The 16,250-nt window shown below is 64.3% G+C and carries 16 protein-coding genes and 1 pseudogene; 12 read left to right on the plus strand and 5 right to left on the minus strand.

Features of this window, described 5'->3' with window-relative positions:
• Positions 1-106, plus strand: a pseudogene (locus NDI54_RS03815) (IS5/IS1182 family transposase); the annotation flags it as partial.
• Between the two features lie 140 nt (positions 107-246).
• Here the strand turns inward: NDI54_RS03815 and NDI54_RS03820 are convergent.
• The gene (locus tag NDI54_RS03820; RefSeq protein WP_310895154.1) at positions 247-2,124 is read right to left on the minus strand and encodes a PINc/VapC family ATPase; all 1,878 of its coding nucleotides are present in this window, start codon (positions 2,122-2,124) and stop codon (positions 247-249) included.
• A gap of 153 nt (positions 2,125-2,277) precedes the next feature.
• Between NDI54_RS03820 and NDI54_RS03825 the strand changes: the two genes are divergently transcribed.
• From NDI54_RS03825 to NDI54_RS03850, 6 genes are all read left to right on the plus strand, one after another.
• The gene (locus NDI54_RS03825; RefSeq protein WP_310895155.1) at positions 2,278-3,360 is read left to right on the plus strand and encodes a M20 family metallopeptidase; all 1,083 of its coding nucleotides are present in this window, start codon (positions 2,278-2,280) and stop codon (positions 3,358-3,360) included.
• A 177-nt stretch (positions 3,361-3,537) separates the two neighbouring features.
• Positions 3,538-4,704, plus strand: a complete 1,167-nt coding sequence (locus tag NDI54_RS03830; RefSeq protein WP_310895156.1) for an acetamidase/formamidase family protein — start codon at positions 3,538-3,540, stop codon at positions 4,702-4,704.
• Between the two features lie 112 nt (positions 4,705-4,816).
• Complete coding sequence (locus tag NDI54_RS03835; protein WP_310895157.1) at positions 4,817-6,319, plus strand: carboxypeptidase M32; 1,503 nt, start codon at positions 4,817-4,819, stop codon at positions 6,317-6,319.
• Positions 6,320-6,410: 91 nt separating this feature from the next.
• A complete protein-coding gene (locus tag NDI54_RS03840) occupies positions 6,411-7,397 on the plus strand; it encodes a methyl-accepting chemotaxis protein (protein WP_310895158.1) in 987 nt (328 codons plus the stop codon).
• A 98-nt stretch (positions 7,398-7,495) separates the two neighbouring features.
• Positions 7,496-8,311, plus strand: a complete 816-nt coding sequence (gene ubaA / locus NDI54_RS03845; RefSeq protein ID WP_310895159.1) for an SAMP-activating enzyme E1 — start codon at positions 7,496-7,498, stop codon at positions 8,309-8,311.
• 93 nt (positions 8,312-8,404) lie between these two features.
• Positions 8,405-8,776, plus strand: a complete 372-nt coding sequence (locus NDI54_RS03850; RefSeq protein ID WP_310895160.1) for a DUF5658 family protein — start codon at positions 8,405-8,407, stop codon at positions 8,774-8,776.
• Here NDI54_RS03850 and NDI54_RS03855 read toward each other — a convergent pair.
• A complete protein-coding gene (locus tag NDI54_RS03855; RefSeq protein WP_310895161.1) occupies positions 8,773-9,684 on the minus strand; it encodes a cobalamin-binding protein in 912 nt (303 codons plus the stop codon). The two genes, NDI54_RS03850 and NDI54_RS03855, sit on opposite strands and share 4 nt — an antisense overlap.
• Positions 9,685-9,770: 86 nt before the next feature.
• Here NDI54_RS03855 and NDI54_RS03860 point away from each other — a divergent pair, with 86 nt between their 5' ends.
• Positions 9,771-10,250, plus strand: a complete 480-nt coding sequence (locus tag NDI54_RS03860; RefSeq protein ID WP_310895162.1) for an RNA-binding protein — start codon at positions 9,771-9,773, stop codon at positions 10,248-10,250.
• Positions 10,251-10,281: 31 nt separating this feature from the next.
• On the opposite strand, the gene NDI54_RS03865 is transcribed toward NDI54_RS03860, so the two are convergent.
• The gene (locus tag NDI54_RS03865; protein ID WP_310895163.1) at positions 10,282-10,701 is read right to left on the minus strand and encodes a hypothetical protein; all 420 of its coding nucleotides are present in this window, start codon (positions 10,699-10,701) and stop codon (positions 10,282-10,284) included.
• A 146-nt stretch (positions 10,702-10,847) separates the two neighbouring features.
• Between NDI54_RS03865 and NDI54_RS03870 the strand changes: the two genes are divergently transcribed.
• The 3 genes from NDI54_RS03870 to NDI54_RS03880 all read left to right on the plus strand — a co-directional run bounded on the left by NDI54_RS03870 (position 10,848) and on the right by NDI54_RS03880 (position 13,040).
• On the plus strand, positions 10,848-11,207 hold the full coding sequence (locus NDI54_RS03870) for a cell division protein SepF (RefSeq protein ID WP_004591046.1): 360 nt from the start codon (positions 10,848-10,850) through the stop codon (positions 11,205-11,207).
• A gap of 124 nt (positions 11,208-11,331) precedes the next feature.
• Complete coding sequence (locus tag NDI54_RS03875; protein ID WP_310895164.1) at positions 11,332-12,276, plus strand: ABC transporter ATP-binding protein; 945 nt, start codon at positions 11,332-11,334, stop codon at positions 12,274-12,276.
• Positions 12,273-13,040 carry an ABC transporter permease gene (locus NDI54_RS03880; protein WP_310895165.1) on the plus strand — a complete coding sequence of 256 codons (768 nt, stop codon included), beginning with the start codon at positions 12,273-12,275 and terminating at the stop codon, positions 13,038-13,040. Before NDI54_RS03875 ends, NDI54_RS03880 begins: the two co-directional genes overlap by 4 nt.
• A gap of 407 nt (positions 13,041-13,447) precedes the next feature.
• Here NDI54_RS03880 and NDI54_RS03885 read toward each other — a convergent pair whose 3' ends face one another.
• The gene (locus NDI54_RS03885; protein WP_004591049.1) at positions 13,448-13,840 is read right to left on the minus strand and encodes a DUF5611 family protein; all 393 of its coding nucleotides are present in this window, start codon (positions 13,838-13,840) and stop codon (positions 13,448-13,450) included.
• A 38-nt stretch (positions 13,841-13,878) separates the two neighbouring features.
• Positions 13,879-14,754, minus strand: a complete 876-nt coding sequence (locus NDI54_RS03890; RefSeq protein ID WP_310895166.1) for a DUF7093 family protein — start codon at positions 14,752-14,754, stop codon at positions 13,879-13,881.
• Positions 14,755-14,902: 148 nt separating this feature from the next.
• Here NDI54_RS03890 and NDI54_RS03895 point away from each other — a divergent pair, with 148 nt between their 5' ends.
• Positions 14,903-16,249, plus strand: a complete 1,347-nt coding sequence (locus NDI54_RS03895; RefSeq protein ID WP_310895167.1) for a PKD domain-containing protein — start codon at positions 14,903-14,905, stop codon at positions 16,247-16,249.
• The last annotated feature ends 1 nt before the right edge of the window (position 16,250 follow it).

The raw sequence follows: 16,250 nt of genomic DNA on the forward strand, positions 1-16,250 counted from the left end.
CCACGCACGAGCGCAGGTGTTCCTCGCTCTGTGCCTTCGCCTCGTCGTCGCAATCACCAACTACGAACGCGGAGACAATCCGGGAAGCACGATCATCACGGTGTGAGAAGAGTTCTATGACACCCTCTGTCGTTTCCGGCAGTTCCACCGTCGCATTTGACACAATTAGTTACCGATATCCCCTCGGTCTGGACGGTTCGACAGCGCGGTGGACGAATACCCCCGGGCCTGTCCCGGTTATCGAACTTACGACGGCACGACGGTGATCGTGCTGCCGCGGTCGATGGCTCGTTCTAGTTCCTCGGCGATGCCCGACCCGCGCGAGACCTGGATCTCGCCGCCGCGGGAGACCGTCGCGGTAAAGAGATACTCGCCGTCGGCCTGCAGTTCAACGGTGTCGCCAGCGTGGCCCTCAAGCGGGACGATCACGTGCCGGGAGGTGACCTCCGGCTGGACGATTTCGCCCTCCTTGCCACCTGATTCGGTCTGGGGGCCGCCCGACGGCCCGGAGGGGCGCTCCTCGAAGGTCCGAACGTCGATGTCGATACCGAGGCGGTTCTCCACGTCGGAGATGCGGCCGCCGCCCTTGCCGATGACCTGCGAGATGTCGTCGTCCTCGACCCACACGATGGCGGTGTTGGGGCCGCGGAGTTCGACCTCGACGTGGCCGCGGGCAATCGAGCGGATTTCCCGTTCGACCTCCTGCTTGGCGAGGCGGTCGACGCCCGAGTCCTCTTGGTCGTCCTCGTCGCCCAGCGGCACTGTGACGACCTGGTTGTTGAAGGTGTAGATCTCGAACTCCGGCCGGCCGGTCTCGAAGTCCTTGACCATGATGACCGGTCGCGCGAGGTCGTCCTCCATGAGCCCCTGCGGGACCTTGACCTCGGTCGTCACGTCGTAGACCGTGTGGACCTCACCGGCCTCGATGTAGACGACGGTGTCGACGATCTGGGGGATGAGCCCCAGTTCGACGCGGCCGATGAGCCGCTGGAGCGCGTCGATGGCGCGGGTCGCGTGGACGACGCCGACCATGCCGACGCCGGCCAGCCGCATGTCAGCGAACACCTCGAAGTCGTCGGTCTTGCGGACCTCGTCGTAGATGGTGTAGTCCGGCCGGACCATCAACAGTGAGTCGGCGGTCTTCTCCATCGAGCCGCCGAGTTCGGTGTACTGCGTGATGTTCGGACCGACCTGGAGGTCGCGTGGCTTCTCCATCGTCTTGACCGCGTAGTCGGCGTCGACGAGGAACTCGCCGACCGCCTGGGCAAAGGTCGACTTCCCGGCCCCGGGCGAGCCGGAGATGAGGACGCCCCGTTGGTGTTCGGTGAAGCGGTCCCGGAGCTGGTCCGCGTACTCGTAGTCGTCCAGTTCGGTCTTGACGATGGGCCGGACGGCCGTGATTTCGAGTGCGTCGGCGAAGGGCGGCCGTGCGATGGCGATCCGGTAGTCCCGGAACTGGGTGATCGTCATGCCGGGTTCATCCAGTTCGAGGAAGCCGTCCGGCGAGGCGCGGGCGCTCTCCTCGATGTCGGCGGCGTACTCCCGAAGCTCGCTCTCGGTCGCGGGGTCGTCCCGGATCGGCGTGTACTGCATGTCGCCGATAGAGCCCTTCTTCGCGTACGGCTGGACGCCGACCTTGAGGTGGACGCTCATCGTCCCCTCGTCGAAGAAGTTCTCGATCTGGAGGCGGTCGACCGTCCGCTTGATCGGCTCGACGAACTCCACCGAGAGCCCTTTCGCACGGGCCACCTGGGCCTGCACGTCGTCGCTGGTCACGAGCGTTGCGTCGCGGTCACCGGCGATGTCCCGGATGAGTGCGTCGATCTGCCCTTCACCAGCCTCACGCTTCTCGATGGCATCGGGCCGCCGGCCCACGTACTCCACGTCGATGGTGCCTTCCTCGGCCAGATCGACGAGCGTCTGGAGCTCTTCGAGGCCCTCCCAGCCCGTCTCACGGCCGTCGTTCGCCTGTGCTTCGAGTTCGCCGACGACGGCCTCGGGGACCACGACCGTCGCGCCGGCAAAGCCCATGCCGTCGACATCGGTGTCGGGGTCGGCATCGGCTTTCACTTGGTCGGACACGCGGCCGTCGATGACCACGCTCGTGTCCGGTACGATTTCCATATCGGGCCGTTGGAGACTGCCGTTGATAAGGGTGTGGAGTCCACGTGCCCCGTCGGCCGAAGTGAGCGTCGCTGGACCGCCCTCTCGAACCGCCAAATCGCGGGCCAGCGAGCCTGCCTCGGATTTTTGCCGCTCCGGCTCCCGACCCACGGTATGAACGCGCTCGTGTCGCTGACCCGCGACCTCGTTTCGATCCCGAGTCACGACGACGAAGCGGCTGCGGGGGAGTACATCCGGCAGTGGCTCGAAACCAACACCGACGCGCGAGTCACTCGCGACGACCACGGGAACGTCATCGCTCGCAAGGGCCGGGGCGAGGAGTCGCTCGCGCTCGTCGGTCACCACGACGTGGTCCCGCCGGACGATACGCAAGTCGACAGCGACGGCGAGTACGTCGTCGAGGAACGCGACGGTCGGCTCTACGCCCGCGGCGCGGCGGACATGAAGGGATGTGTCGCCGCGGCGATGCTGGCGTTCCGGGACGCCGACCCCGCCAGGGAACTGATATTCGCCTCTTTCATCGGCGAGGAACAGGGCGGTGTCGGCTGTCAGGCCGCCATCGAGGACGGTTTCGCGCCCGACTACGCCGTCGTCGGCGAGGGCTCGACCGGCTACTCCACCCCCGGCGTCACGGACGTGGCCGTCGCCCACAAGGGCCGGCGCGGATCGACCATCGTCGCCGAGGGCGCGGCGGCCCACGCCAGCGAACCCGAGGCCGGCGCGAACGCCATCTACCACGCGACCGACGCCGTCGACGTGGTCCGGGATCTCGACTTCCCAGAAACGACCGTGCTCGGCCACGAAATGAGCGGAAGCGTCGCTGTCACCGAAATCGACGGGGGCTCGGCCTGGAACGTCATCCCCGAGCGGTGCGAGGTCACAGTCGACGAGCGGACGGTCCCCGGCGAGCGCGCGCCGCTTGACAGGGTCGAAGCTATCGACGGCGTCACCTGGCGCGTCGATCAGGATCTCCCGCCGATGGCCTGTGGTGACGCCGACTTCGCGGACGCGGTGCTCGACGCGGCGACCGCGGCCCAGGACGGTGCGCCAGAGCACGTCGTCAAACCGCACGCGACCGACGCCGGCTGGCTCGCCAAGGCCGGGACCGAGTGTGTGGTCGTCGGCGCGGCCGAACCCGGCGAGGCCCACACCGCCGACGAGAGCGTTTCGCTGGCCGTTCTGGAGCGGTGCTACGAGGTCTACGAGCGCGTCGCCGAGTCGTGGGCTGGTCGCTGAACCGTTCTCCCGATCGCCGACTTTCGGCGGCAGAGCGTGTTTGTTTTGCTAATCGGGAGAAAATGAGACGATCGGTCGACTATAATCCGAAATCCGGTATATTGATGTTTGGTTGACGAAATACTTGTCTATTCGTCTGTCCTTTTACATTGGCGACACTTCCAGCGACGTGGAGCGATGAAACGAAGACGACTCATGAAAGCGGCAGGCGCACTGGGCGTTCTTGGAGCGGGGACCGGCTCACAGTTCCTCGGCGAGAACATCGATCTCGCGGCAGCACAAGAAGAGGACGGAACGGACACATCGGAGTCCGACGACGCATACGAAGTCGATACGGTCGTCGAATCGACGCCCGAGAACGTGGTCTGGGGGGCAATCGACCCGACAAAAGAACCCGTAGAACGAGTCGAATCCGGCTCAGTCGTCCAGATCGAGACGATATCCCACGAAGGAATTTTGGAGGACCAACCAGGTCCGGAGGAGTTCTTCACGAATGCGGGGATTCCGGAATCGGACATCCTGGAAGACCAGGTCAGAGTGTACGAGGAGGTCCCACACGACGGCGGCGGGCCACACGTCGTCACCGGGCCGGTCTACATCGAGGACGCCGAACCGGGCGACGTGCTGGAGGTCGAAGTGCTTGATATCGACTTCCGCGTTCCGTACGGCGCGAACACGATGCGACAGCGGAAGGGCGGCCTCCCCTCGGAGTTCACGTGGAACGACAGCGAGGTCATCGAGTTCGACTTAGAGCGTGGTGTGGCCGAACTCAGCGACACGACCGAGATACCGCTGGAGCCGTTCCAGGGCATCATGGCCGTCGGTCCGACGATGACAACGGGTCGGGTGAACTCGGTGCCGCCGGGTCCGTTCGGCGGTAACATCGACATCCAGGGAACCGGCATCGGGACGACACTCTACTTCCCGGTGTTCGTTCCTGGCGCGCTGTTTTTCACCGGAGACGGACACGCGCTCCAGGGCAACGGCGAGGTCGATCTCACCGCACTGGAGACATCGCTGTCGCCGACGTTCCGGTTCACCCTGCACAAGAACGCCCAGCAGATGGACTGGCCCATCGCCGAGACTGACGAGGACGTGTACGTCATGGGAATCAACGACGACCTCGACAATGCGATGGAACAGGCGCTCCGCGAGGCGATTTCGCTGCTCGTCCACCAGAAGGACATGACGCCGACGGAAGCCTATCGCCTACTGAGTCTGGCCGGGGATTTCAACGTCTCACAGATCGTGGACATCAACAAGGGCATTCACGGTAAAATCCCGAAAGGCATCTTCACTGATGGCTTCGAAATAGACCCGCAGACCCTGGGTGAGAGTTTCTGAAAGGGCGATAGGCGTTCGACTGCGGCCGACATCCCCGCGGCGAGGCGGTGCGGCCGACGCACTCCTTACCGGCGACACCGGGTCTTTAGGGTCGCCGGCCTAACCCCGCTGTATGGCAACAGCGAGCGAGGACAGCGAGTCCACGTACGAGCAGTTCCTGGATCACGTCCGCCGCCTCCACTACGTCGGCGACGCCGGAGGGATCCTCAACTGGGACCAGCAGGTGATGATGCCCGACGCCGGGACGCCGGCCCGGGCGAAGCAGACCTCCGCCATCTCGACACTCCATCACGACCTGCTGACTGACGACGACCTAGCCGACTGGCTGGACGAACTCGACGACGCCGACCTCGACCCCGAGCAAGAGGCCGTCGTCCGGGAGGTCCGGCGGGACCACGAACGGGCCACTAGGGTCCCCGCCGATCTGGTCGAACGCATCTCCGAAGCGTCTTCGAACGCCCTGCCGGTCTGGAAGGAGGCCAAGGCCGAGGACGACTTCGACGCCTTCGCCGACATCTTGGAGGAACTGGTCGAACTCCGTCGGGAATACGCCGAGGCCATCGACCCTGACCGCGACCCCTACGAGGTCCTGTTCGAGGAGTATGAGCCGTATCTCGGCATCGACACCGCCGAGGCGGTGCTGACGGAACTGCGGGATGCGCTCGTCCCGCTCATCGACGACATCGCCGACAGCGACGTGACCCTCGCGGACCCGTTCGTGGGCACCTACGACGACGACACACAGCACGGCCTCGTCGAGACGGCGCTTGACACGCTGGGCTACGACTGGGACCGCGGCCGCCTCGACACCGCACCTCATCCGTTCTCGATGGGGACGCAGTTCGACGCTCGCGTCACCACCCGCTTCACTCCCGAGGACCCGCTGGACGCGCTCGGGTCGACCATCCACGAGTTCGGTCACGCCACGTACACGCTCGGCCTGCCACAGGAGGCGTACGGCACGCCGCTGGGCGACAACCGCGACCTCTCGGTTCACGAGTCCCAGTCCCGATTCTGGGAGAACCACATCGGCCGCTCGCGCCCGTTCTGGGACTTCTTCGCCGAGACGGCCAACGACCACCTCGGGACCGACGCCACCGCCCGGCAGTTTTACGAGGCGTCCAACGAGGTGTACGACGACAACCTCATCCGGGTCGAAGCGGACGAGCTAACGTATCACATGCACATCATCGTCCGCTTCGAGATCGAGCGGGACCTCATCCGCGGGGACCTCGACGTGGCGGACGTGCCAGCGGTCTGGAACGACAAGATGGAGGAGTATCTCGGCATCCGGCCCGACACCGACGCCGAGGGCTGTCTGCAGGACATCCACTGGACCAACGGGGCCTTCGGCTACTTCCCCACCTACACGCTCGGGTCGGTGCTGGCCGCGCAACTGGACCACCACGCACGCCAGGACATCGACGGCTTCGACGACCACGTCCGCGCCGGTGAGTTCGACCCGATCCACGACTGGCTCACCGAGCACGTCCACCAGCACGGCGCCCGCTACCGGACTGACGACCTCGTTCGGGAGGCCACCGGCGAATCCTTCACCGCCGACTACTTCCTCGACTACGTCGACGAGAAGTACCGCGCGCTGTACGACTGCTGACACGACGGCTGGCGACCCCGTTCTCCAGCTATCGTCTGTGATACCGTTGGGTATTCCGTTTTTATGTTGCCGTCCCATTCTTCTGAGTACTATGGCTGAGAGACCGGCGGAACATGCAACGAAACAGACAGGAACAGGGATCGACGACGATATCGACGCGGATATCGAGGACGACATCGCGGAGAACATCGATACGGAAGCCGGCTACAGCCACGAGGCGGCGAGCGAGATCCAGACGATGCTGGCCGAGCTGGAGAACTCGTCGGTCGGCATCGCTGAGGAGACCGACGACATCCGCGAACAGGCCGCCGAGCAGTACGAGAGTCTGACAGACATCGCCAACGAGGTGTCGAATCTCTCGGCGTCGGTCGAGCAGATCGCCTCCTCGTCCGAGGAAGTTTCGGCCGCCTCCCGCGAAGCGACGGAACTCGCCGAGCGCGGGCAGGGGAACGCCGACGATGTCCACGAGGCAATGGAGAACATCCAGCAGGCCGCCGATAGCGTCGCCGAGGATGTCAAGACGATTCAGGAGAGCGTCCAGGAGATCGACGAGATCGTCGATGTCATCAACGACATCGCCGACCAGACGAACATGCTCGCGCTGAACGCGTCCATCGAAGCCGCCCGTGCCGGCGAGGCCGGCGAGGGCTTCGCCGTCGTCGCCAACGAGGTCAAGAGCCTCGCCGAGGAGTCACAGGAGCAGGCGACGACCATCGAGGAGATGATCGACGGTATCCAGGACGACACCGAAAACGCCGTCGAGAGCCTCGAAGAGAGCAACGACGAGATCGACGAGGGTATCGATACCGTCGAGGAGTCGACCGAAATCCTCGAAGAGATCGACGACACCGTTCGCGAGGTCAACAACGGCATCGAGGAGGTCGCCACCGCCACGGACCAGCAGGCCGCCTCGACCGAAGAAGTGGCGAGCATGATCGACCAGTCCACGGGCGCAGCCGAGGAAATCGCCGACAGCACGGCCGATATCGCCGACAGGTCCGACGCGCAGACGGACCTTCTCACCGACATCAACCAGGCGATAGACGACCTTGTCGCGGACCTCCAGCGCAATACCTGAGTACCCGAATTAACCGCCTGTTTGTATCGGTTTTGTACCCCGAAACGTCGTCTCGGGACGAACCCGGCGTTTATTTCTCCGGGCTGCCAACCCTCGCTATGCGACCGGATCTGGATCCAGAACAGCTCGACCGGTACTCCCGGCACATCATCATGAACGACGTGGGGCCGGAGGGCCAGGCGGCACTCCTTGACACTGACGTACTGGTCGTCGGGGCCGGCGGCCTCGGCGCACCGGTGCTCCAGTACCTCGCGGCCGCGGGCATCGGACGGCTCGGCATCGTCGACGACGACACCGTCGAGCGGTCGAACCTCCAGCGACAGGTCATCCACGGCGACGACGACATCGGGCGGCCGAAGGTGGACAGCGCCGCGGAGTTCGTCACCGGCCTCAACCCCGACGTGACCGTCGACCGCCACGAACTACGGCTGGCGCGGGAGAACGCGACTGACCTGGTGGCCGACTACGATATCGTCGTCGACGCCTCCGACAACTTCGCCACGCGGTTCCTCGTCAACGACGCCTGCACGCTCTCGGGCACGCCCTTTTCCCACGGCGCGATCTTCCAGTTCGAGGGGCAGGTGACGACGTTCTCCGGCGACAGCCCGTGTTACCGCTGTCTGTTCCCCGAAGCGCCGCCGGAGGGGACCGTCCCCGACTGTGCGACCGCGGGCGTCCTCGGCGTCCTGCCGGGCACCATCGGCTGCATGCAGGCGACCGAGGTCGTCAAACTCGCGATGGACTACGGCGAGACGCTGGACGGCCGACTCATCGCCTACGACGCCGCCGAGATGTCCTTCGAGGAGATTCCGGTCGCGCCCAAGCCGGACTGCCCGGTGTGTGGCGACGACCCCGCTATTGCGAGCGTCGCCGACGCCAGCTACGAGGGCCGCTGCTCGCTTGCCGAGGACTGATCGGCCCGCGCTTCAAGTATTACCATTCTCACAGCTGATACTGCGGAACCGAGCTTTATGCGCCGATAGCCGCGAGTAGCGGTATCGCCTCCCATGTCTCGCCCAGACCACGCCCCCCACCCCCTCTCGGTCCGCCTCCGGAAGCCCGGCTACGTCGAACTCGTGTTCTCGCTGGTGCTCGTCTGGGGCTTTGGCGACGCGCTGTCGACGCTGTTCGCCGCTCGCTTCGCCGGCCCCGGACTGGAAGCCAATCCCTGGATACGGACGCTCCTCGTCCACGAGCCACTGCTCGTGATTGCGTTGAAGATGGCCGTCGTCCTCTACGTCGGCGTCGTCCTGCTGGAGTGTCGTGCCCTCGTCGAACGGGTCCCGCTGTGGCGGGCCTGGCTCCTGTCCATCGTCGCTCTCGGCGCGGCGGTCGTGGTCGGCAACACCTACGTCGGCCTGGCCGCGGCCGCTGCTTAGGCCCGGACGGTCCCGAGTTCGACCACGGCGTCCCGCGGTGGTGCCTCGAACAGGTCCGGCTGGCACAGCGCCGCCAGGAACTCAAGCGTGTCCACGAGCCGCGGTCCCGAGCGGTTGACGTAGTGGTGCCCGTCCATCACGTACGCTCGACCCTCGCGGACTGCGGTCAGGTCGTCGAAGCCCGGCCGGTCGGTCAGGTCGGCGAGGTTCTCGCGGGTCTGTGCCACGTCGAAGCCACAGGGGGCGGCCACCAGCACTTCGGGATCGTACTCGCGGACTTCCGCCCACTCCCGCGGTCGGGAGTGTGCGCCCGCCGCTTCCATCCCGTAGGTCCCGCCGGCCGTCTCGATCATCCCCGGAACCCAGTGCCCGGCGACCATCACCGGGTCCAGCCAGTCCAGTACCGCCACGCGGGGCCGCGTCTCGGCTCGCTTTGCCGTCGTTTCCACTGCAGCGACGCGGTCCCGGAGGTCCGCAACGAGTTCGGCGGCGCGGTCGTCGCGCCCGACCGCCGCGCCGACCCGGTGGATGGACTCGAATAAGTCATCGAGGCTGTGTACGTCAAGCGTCAGCACGTCGGCGTCCAGTCCCAGCTCCTCGACGGCTTCGGCGACCAGTACGTGGTCGACGGCGCACACGTCACAGACGCCCTGGGTGACGACGAGGTCCGGGTCCAGTTCCGCCAGCGTCTCGCGGTCGATGGCGTAGACGCCGTCGCCCTCCTCGGCGGCGGCGACCTGCTCGTTGATCTCGCCGCTTGCGGCCGTCGGGTCGACGCGCGACCGATTGACCGAGGGCTTCTCGCGGGCCGCCGGCGGGTGGTCGCACTCGTGTGAGACGCCGACCGGCTCGACGCCGAGCGCGTAGACGATCTCCGTCGCCGAGGGCAGCAGCGTGACGACTCTCATAGCCCGACCTTGGCCCGCGCGGACAAAAAGCTGCGTCGCTCGCACGCTTCGTTACGCTTACCGTCTGTCGCCGAGGAGACGCGGGCATGGAAGTCAAGTCGCGACACCACCTCCGCTCGGACGAGGTCGACACCATCACGACGGCGCTGTCGGAGAACCTCGGTGTCGAACTCGACGCGGACAGCTACGAAAAGGTCGAGTTCGACGACAGCGACTGGGATGTCGTCCTCGTCGACGGCGACCCGCTCGTCCTCTATTTGAACGGCGAGCCGTTCCTCACAGTACAGGGAGCCAATCAGTACCCGCCCGAGAAACACGTCGTCACCGTCGACGCCGGGGCCGTCTCCTTTGTCTCGGACGGCGCTGACATCATGCGGCCGGGCATTACCGAGGCCGACGACGACATCAGCGAGGGCGACCTGGTCGTCATCAACGAGGAGTCTCACGGGAAGTTCCTCGCGGTCGGGCGCGCACAGACCGACGGCGACGACATGGTCGGCGACAGCGGAAAGGTCGTCAAATCGCTGCACCATGTCGGCGACGACCTGTTCGAGTTCTCGGTGTAAGTCGAGCGTTCGGCCCGCGAGTTCGCCACCGTCACACCAGCGGCCGGAGTCCAAACCGGTTGAGGCCGTAGCTCAGACCGATTCTGACTGCCGCCTCGATGACACCAGCACCCACAGCGACCCCGAGCAGGAGGGGCCAGACGGTGAGATACGACGACAGCGGGTGGAGATGCGTCCCGTAGAGCCACTGCGACACCGTGTTGGCGAGTAGCCAGAGCGTCACGAACACCGGTGTGACAAGTGAGAGGCGGCTACAGAGATACAGCGGGATAGCACCCGTGAGGACCATCCCGACGACGGCGTAGCCGATTCCAAACGCGAAGGTCGCCGGGGCCTCCGACGAGAAGTGGACGCCGTTTGCAAACAGCCACGACAGCACGCCGATGGCATAGAGGCCGCCACCGGTGACTGCAACAGCGAGCGGCCTTGTCCTGATGGAGGGCAGGCGCATCGCTGTCAGTTTTCGCGGCGTCGCTGCATAACGGTTTGGCACCGTCCGTGCTCTGCTTCCGGCTGTCACCACGACTACTCAGGGATACACTCGGGACACGTTCGATGGACGAAAAGTTGAAACGGGTAGCGGACGCCGTGAGTGACATGGGACTGATGAGCAAGATCCTCGGAGAGTCTGGATCCTCGCGGAACACCGAGGATTACGTCGAACTGGACGCGAACGAATTCGAGATGACCGGGACGGAACTCGAACGCCAGGTCCGGATCGCCCGTATCAGCGACAAGCAGGACGTTATCGACATCAAAGACGCTGTCTACGACGGCGATGTGGTCGTCGCGGACATCACGCGCCATTCTACACAGGACCGCACGATGGAACACATCAGCGACGAGCTCAAGCAGGTCGCCAACGAGGTCGGCGGCGACATCGTCCAGAAGGACGACGACCAGCTCATCATCACGCCGGCTGGCGTCGGCATCGCCCGGGAACGCCTCGGTCGGTAGCGCTCGCGGCAGCTCCATTTGCGGGGCCGTGCTATTCTGTCTCGCTTGGTAGTCCGTCTCAGTCTAACTGCCCGTTTTCGGGGGCTTCAATGCGTTTTTCGGTGTCGCCACGCTAAGAGCGGCAATGACTGAACCGGCGATACGAGCCAGTGGGTTACAAAAGCACTACGGCGATGTCCAGGCGCTCGACGATCTGGAGTTGACTGTCGAGCAGGGCGAGTTCTTCGGGCTGCTCGGTCCGAACGGAGCCGGCAAGACGACCTTTATCAACACGCTGGTCGGCCTCGTCCACAAGGACGCGGGAACCGCCGAGGTGTTCGGCTTCGACGTGGAAGACGACTACCGCGAGGCCCGCGACCGCATCGGCGTCGCGCCACAGGAGTTCAACGTCGACCGCTTCTTCCCCATCATCGAGGTGCTGGAACACAAGGCGGGCTACCACGGTATCGGTCGGGCCGAGGCCCGCGAGCGCGCCGAAGACGCCCTGAAGACCGTCGGTATCTGGGACAAGCGCGACACGCGCTTCGACTGGCTCTCGGGCGGGATGAAACGGCGGTTCGTCCTCGCCCGCGCGCTCGTATCCAACCCAGACCTGCTCATCCTCGACGAACCGACGGCCGGCGTCGACGTACAACTCCGGCACGACCTCTGGGACATCATCAACCGAATGAACGACGCCGGGACGACGATCCTGCTGACGACCCACTACATCGAGGAGGCCGAACGCCTCTGTGACCGGGTCGCCATCATGGACGGCGGGCAGAAAGTCGAGGTGGCGACCCCCAACGACCTGATGGCCCGCGGCACCGACACCATCGTCCTCGAACTCGCCGAGATGCCGCGGACGGCCCCGCGGCTCGACGTGGATGGGATCACCGACATCGAACTGACCGACGAGGGGCTGGCCGTCACTGCGATGGGCGGGAGCCAGACCGCGCCGGCGATCATGCGCGAACTCGAAGCGCAGGGCCACACGGTCTCCTCACTGGATATCCGCCGTGCATCGCTCGAAGAGGTGTTCGTCGACATGACCCGCGACGACCGCGAGTACGCGGAGGTGTCCGCATGAACCAGAACACGACACAGTTCCTGACGCTTGTTCGGCGGGAAATCCTCCGGTTCGTGCGCCGGCCGTACAACACGTTCCTCCCGCCGATCATCACGAATGCGCTGTATTTCTCCGTCTTCGGCGTGATTCTGGGGAGCCGGATCGGCGAGATCGCCGGCGTCAGCTACCTCCAGTTCGTCCTGCCCGGACTTGTCGTGCTGGGGGCCATCTCGGACAGCTTCGAGAACGCTTCCTTCACCATCTTCCACGGGCGCTGGAACGACTACATTCAGGCCGTGCTCACCTCGCCGATGTCGAACCGGAGCATGGTGGCGGCCTACGTCTCGGCCAGCGCACTCCGAGGCATCGTCACGTCACTGCTGATCGTCGGCGTGGGGCTGGTGTTCACCTCGGTCCCCGTCGCCAACCCCGTCTATCTCGTCTCGTTCCTGCTGGTGATTACCACGCTGTTTGGCGGCCTCGGCGTCATCGGCGGGCTCTGGGCGAGTGACTTCGACTACCTCACGGTGATGAACCAGTTCATCCTCCGGCCGCTGGTCTTTTTCGGCGCGGTATTCTACTCGCTGGAAGTCCTGCCGGCGTTCTGGCGGAACGTCTCGCTACTCAATCCCATGGTATACATGGTGAACGGCGTTCGCTACGGCATGATCGGCGTCACCGAAATCGACCCGAACACGTCGCTGGCCGTCCTGACCGGGACGACCGTGGTCGTGCTGTCAATCGACTTCCTGCTGTTCAAGCGGGGCTACGGGCTCGCGGAATAACGCCGCGTCGGCCGCTCGATTCGACTCGGCTCTCGGTCGTCGGTGCCGCGATATCGCTCCGGAAAACGGGGCTGCTGGCTCGGCAACTGCCCTGGCCGCGCTCGAATGCCGGATTGGATCCGCTCCGGCGGGCGGACAAACTATGACAGGCTGCCCCGGAGCTGGTTCCGTGGCAACACGAGGGTGTCTCGTGGTCCGGATACTTCTGAGCGCCTCCGGACGGGGCGTATGTGAATGTATGCCACAACCGTATTTAGGTGTGACGCCTGTCTGACGCTGAGTGATACTGGCGGCGCTCGGTAGCCCAAACGTCTCGAACGGGTGCATGCCGGATGCGGCCCACACCGGGAACGATGCCGCAGTCTCGGCTCGCAAAACCGACGGATCTGTCGACTGGACGGCCGCCGTCAGACGTTGTCCGGTGCGTCGGCGTCGTCCTCGACCGAGCGTTTCAGCGAGTCACGCCGCGCTTTCGCGTCGCGGTCGGTCGCCTCCTCCAGGAAATCGTTCTTGATGGCGACGGCGTCCTCGGCCGCGTCGACGTTACCCTCGGCGATGACATCTTCGGCCGGTCGTTCGTCGATGTGCAGCGCGATCTTGTCCTTTTTCGAGCCGTACTCGACGCGGCCTGCGACGACCCGGTCGAACACCGGGTTGTCGGGGTCGTCGACGACCAGCAGGTCGGTGCCCTCGTACTCTTCTGTGTCGGTTACCTCTCCGAAGTACTCCTCGACGAACGCTTCCATATCAGGGACGCGGTCTTCGAGATGCTCGCCCCGTCGCATCTTGTACTCTCGCATGGGCGAGTTTTTGCGAGGGGCTGTCTTACCCTTTGCGTTCACTCCTCGCGCTGGGTGATAAGTGACCCCTTGTGACACTCCGGACAGAAGTCACCCTCGCGTAGCGAGGTCGACTCCACTTCGGTGGTGAACCCACACTCCGGACACGCGAACTCGCCCTCCGGAACCGTCACGGCGTTGTCGCTGACCGGCTCGACATCCGATTCGTCGTCGGTGTCGACGGGCATCGTCTCCGGTGACCAGTCGTCCCCGTCGTCGCCCGGCTCATCCGGCCACTCGCCGGGCTGGCGGTCGCCACCGGCCGGCTCCGTCTCCTCGTCTTCCTCGCCGAGAATGAGCCCGTCGTCTTTCTCCGGGTCGGTCTCGTCTTCGGTCACCGGCTCCTCGCCTTCGGCGTCCGGCACGTCGACCGTCGTCGTCGGCTCGTCCAGTTCTACGTCGACGCCTTCCGCTTCCGAGTCCGACGCTGACTCGCCGCTGTCGTCGATAATCTCGGCGTCGTCAGCCGACGGATCGACCGGTTCGCCGTCGTCCGCAACGCCGTCGTTGACTCCCGCATCCCCCGGCGCTTCGACCGGGCCGTCAACGCTATCCCAGCCGTCCGAACTCCCCGCCCCATCGTGGTCGGCTTCGTCGGCTCCCTCGACTGTCTCGTCGGTGGCCGGTTCGCTGGTGCCCGATTCTGCCGCTGTCTCGCCCTCCTCGTCTTCCTCGACGAGATCGCTCGCGATATCAGACGGCGTCTCGATGGCTGTGACCTCCTTGTTTTCCGAAACGATACGCGTGTCTCCACACCGCTCACAGGTCTCCCGTTCCTGGATGGTGATGACGACTTCGCTACCCTGCTCTTCGCGCTCGCGCTCGACGGTGGTCTCACCGTACTTGTGCCCGAGGACGGAACATTTGAGACCCATTGCCAGAACTTCCCACCGTGGCGTACTTAAACCCTGCCCGTTAGCTCGACAATTTATGAAAGATGACAAACCATTTCTCACCACCCTCTTCTTAATTTCGCCATAAGTTACGAAATTTTATAACCGATACAAGCGCAACGCTACGCCAATGCACCGGATATCGCTCCTCGCGTTGTCGGTTCTCGCCCTTTCGGCGCTTCTCGGCGGGACGGCGGTAGCGACTGGGAACCAGCCGCCGCTTGCCGACGCCGGGCTGGACCAGTCCGTCGAGCGAGGCGCGACAGTCCAACTGGACGCCAACGGCTCGCGCGACCCCGACGGGACAATCGAGCGCGTCGAATGGACCATTGAAGCGCCGGACGGTACGACGCGCACGCCAGACTGCCCGACCTGCGTCCAGACGACGGTTTCACCGACCGACACCGGCCAGTACAACGTCACCGTCACCGTCACTGATGACGATGGCGTGTCGCAATCGGATACACTTCGGGTCGACGTGGCGGCCGCCGGTGGGCCGTCAGTCTCTGTTTCGGCCCCGTCTGCGCTCTCCACAGGCTCACAGCGGAATCTGACTGCCAATGTGACTGCCGGCGAGGCCGACCTGCGAACGCTCGCTTGGGTTGTCAATGGCACCGCGCGGAACCGAACCCAACTTGCCGGTGAGAACGGATCATCGACGATTACGCATACGTTCAACGACTCCGGCTCCGTGGCCGTCCGTGCAGTCGCCTACGATGCCGCCGGACGGCGTGGCGTCTCTAATCAGACGGTACAGATAGTTAGCTCAGGTGGTGGCGGTAGCAGTTCGAATAGCTGTCCGGCTGGAACGATAAACTACTACGACAGTGGCAATAAAAATCAGGGGTGTACTTCGGCTGCCATGACCATCGGGGATACTACCGTTGACACTGACGGACGAGATGGTTTGTGGGTGTATGTGGATGGAGAACTCAGCCAAATTATCGAGGAAGAGAATATGAACAGGTACTCTGAGGATGGTCGTGGAGAGACATTTACTGAGGAGACTGTCGACGAGCGAAAAGCGGCGATAGGACAAAAGCGACAAAAAGCGAATAATGATGGTGGCAGTGGCGACAATGATGATGGGAGTAATGACAATGATGGTGGTAGTAGTGATGATGACAGTTCCAGCTCCGGTAGCACCCGTCCGGACTCTAGCGTACCGAATAACTTGATGGACCCGGACGGAGGGGCCGATGATGACGACGAGGATTCTTCACTGCCCGACGGACCATCGGTAGAAGACGACAACGCATTCGATAGTAGTGACGACGATGGCGGCCTATCCGATAGCGGTAGCGATGACAATGACGATGGTAGTAGCAGTGATGATGACAGTAGCAGTAGTGACAACGATGATGGCGGTCTACTCGGCGGTCTATTTGATGGTGGCGATGACGGCAGCGACGATAGTGGTGGCAGTGGCGACGATGGCAGTAGCAATAATGGCGGAGGAGGTTGGAGTTTCTGGTAAC

Source organism: Haloarcula terrestris, assembly GCF_031624315.1.
Taxonomy (GTDB): Archaea; Halobacteriota; Halobacteria; order Halobacteriales; family Haloarculaceae; genus Haloarcula; species Haloarcula terrestris.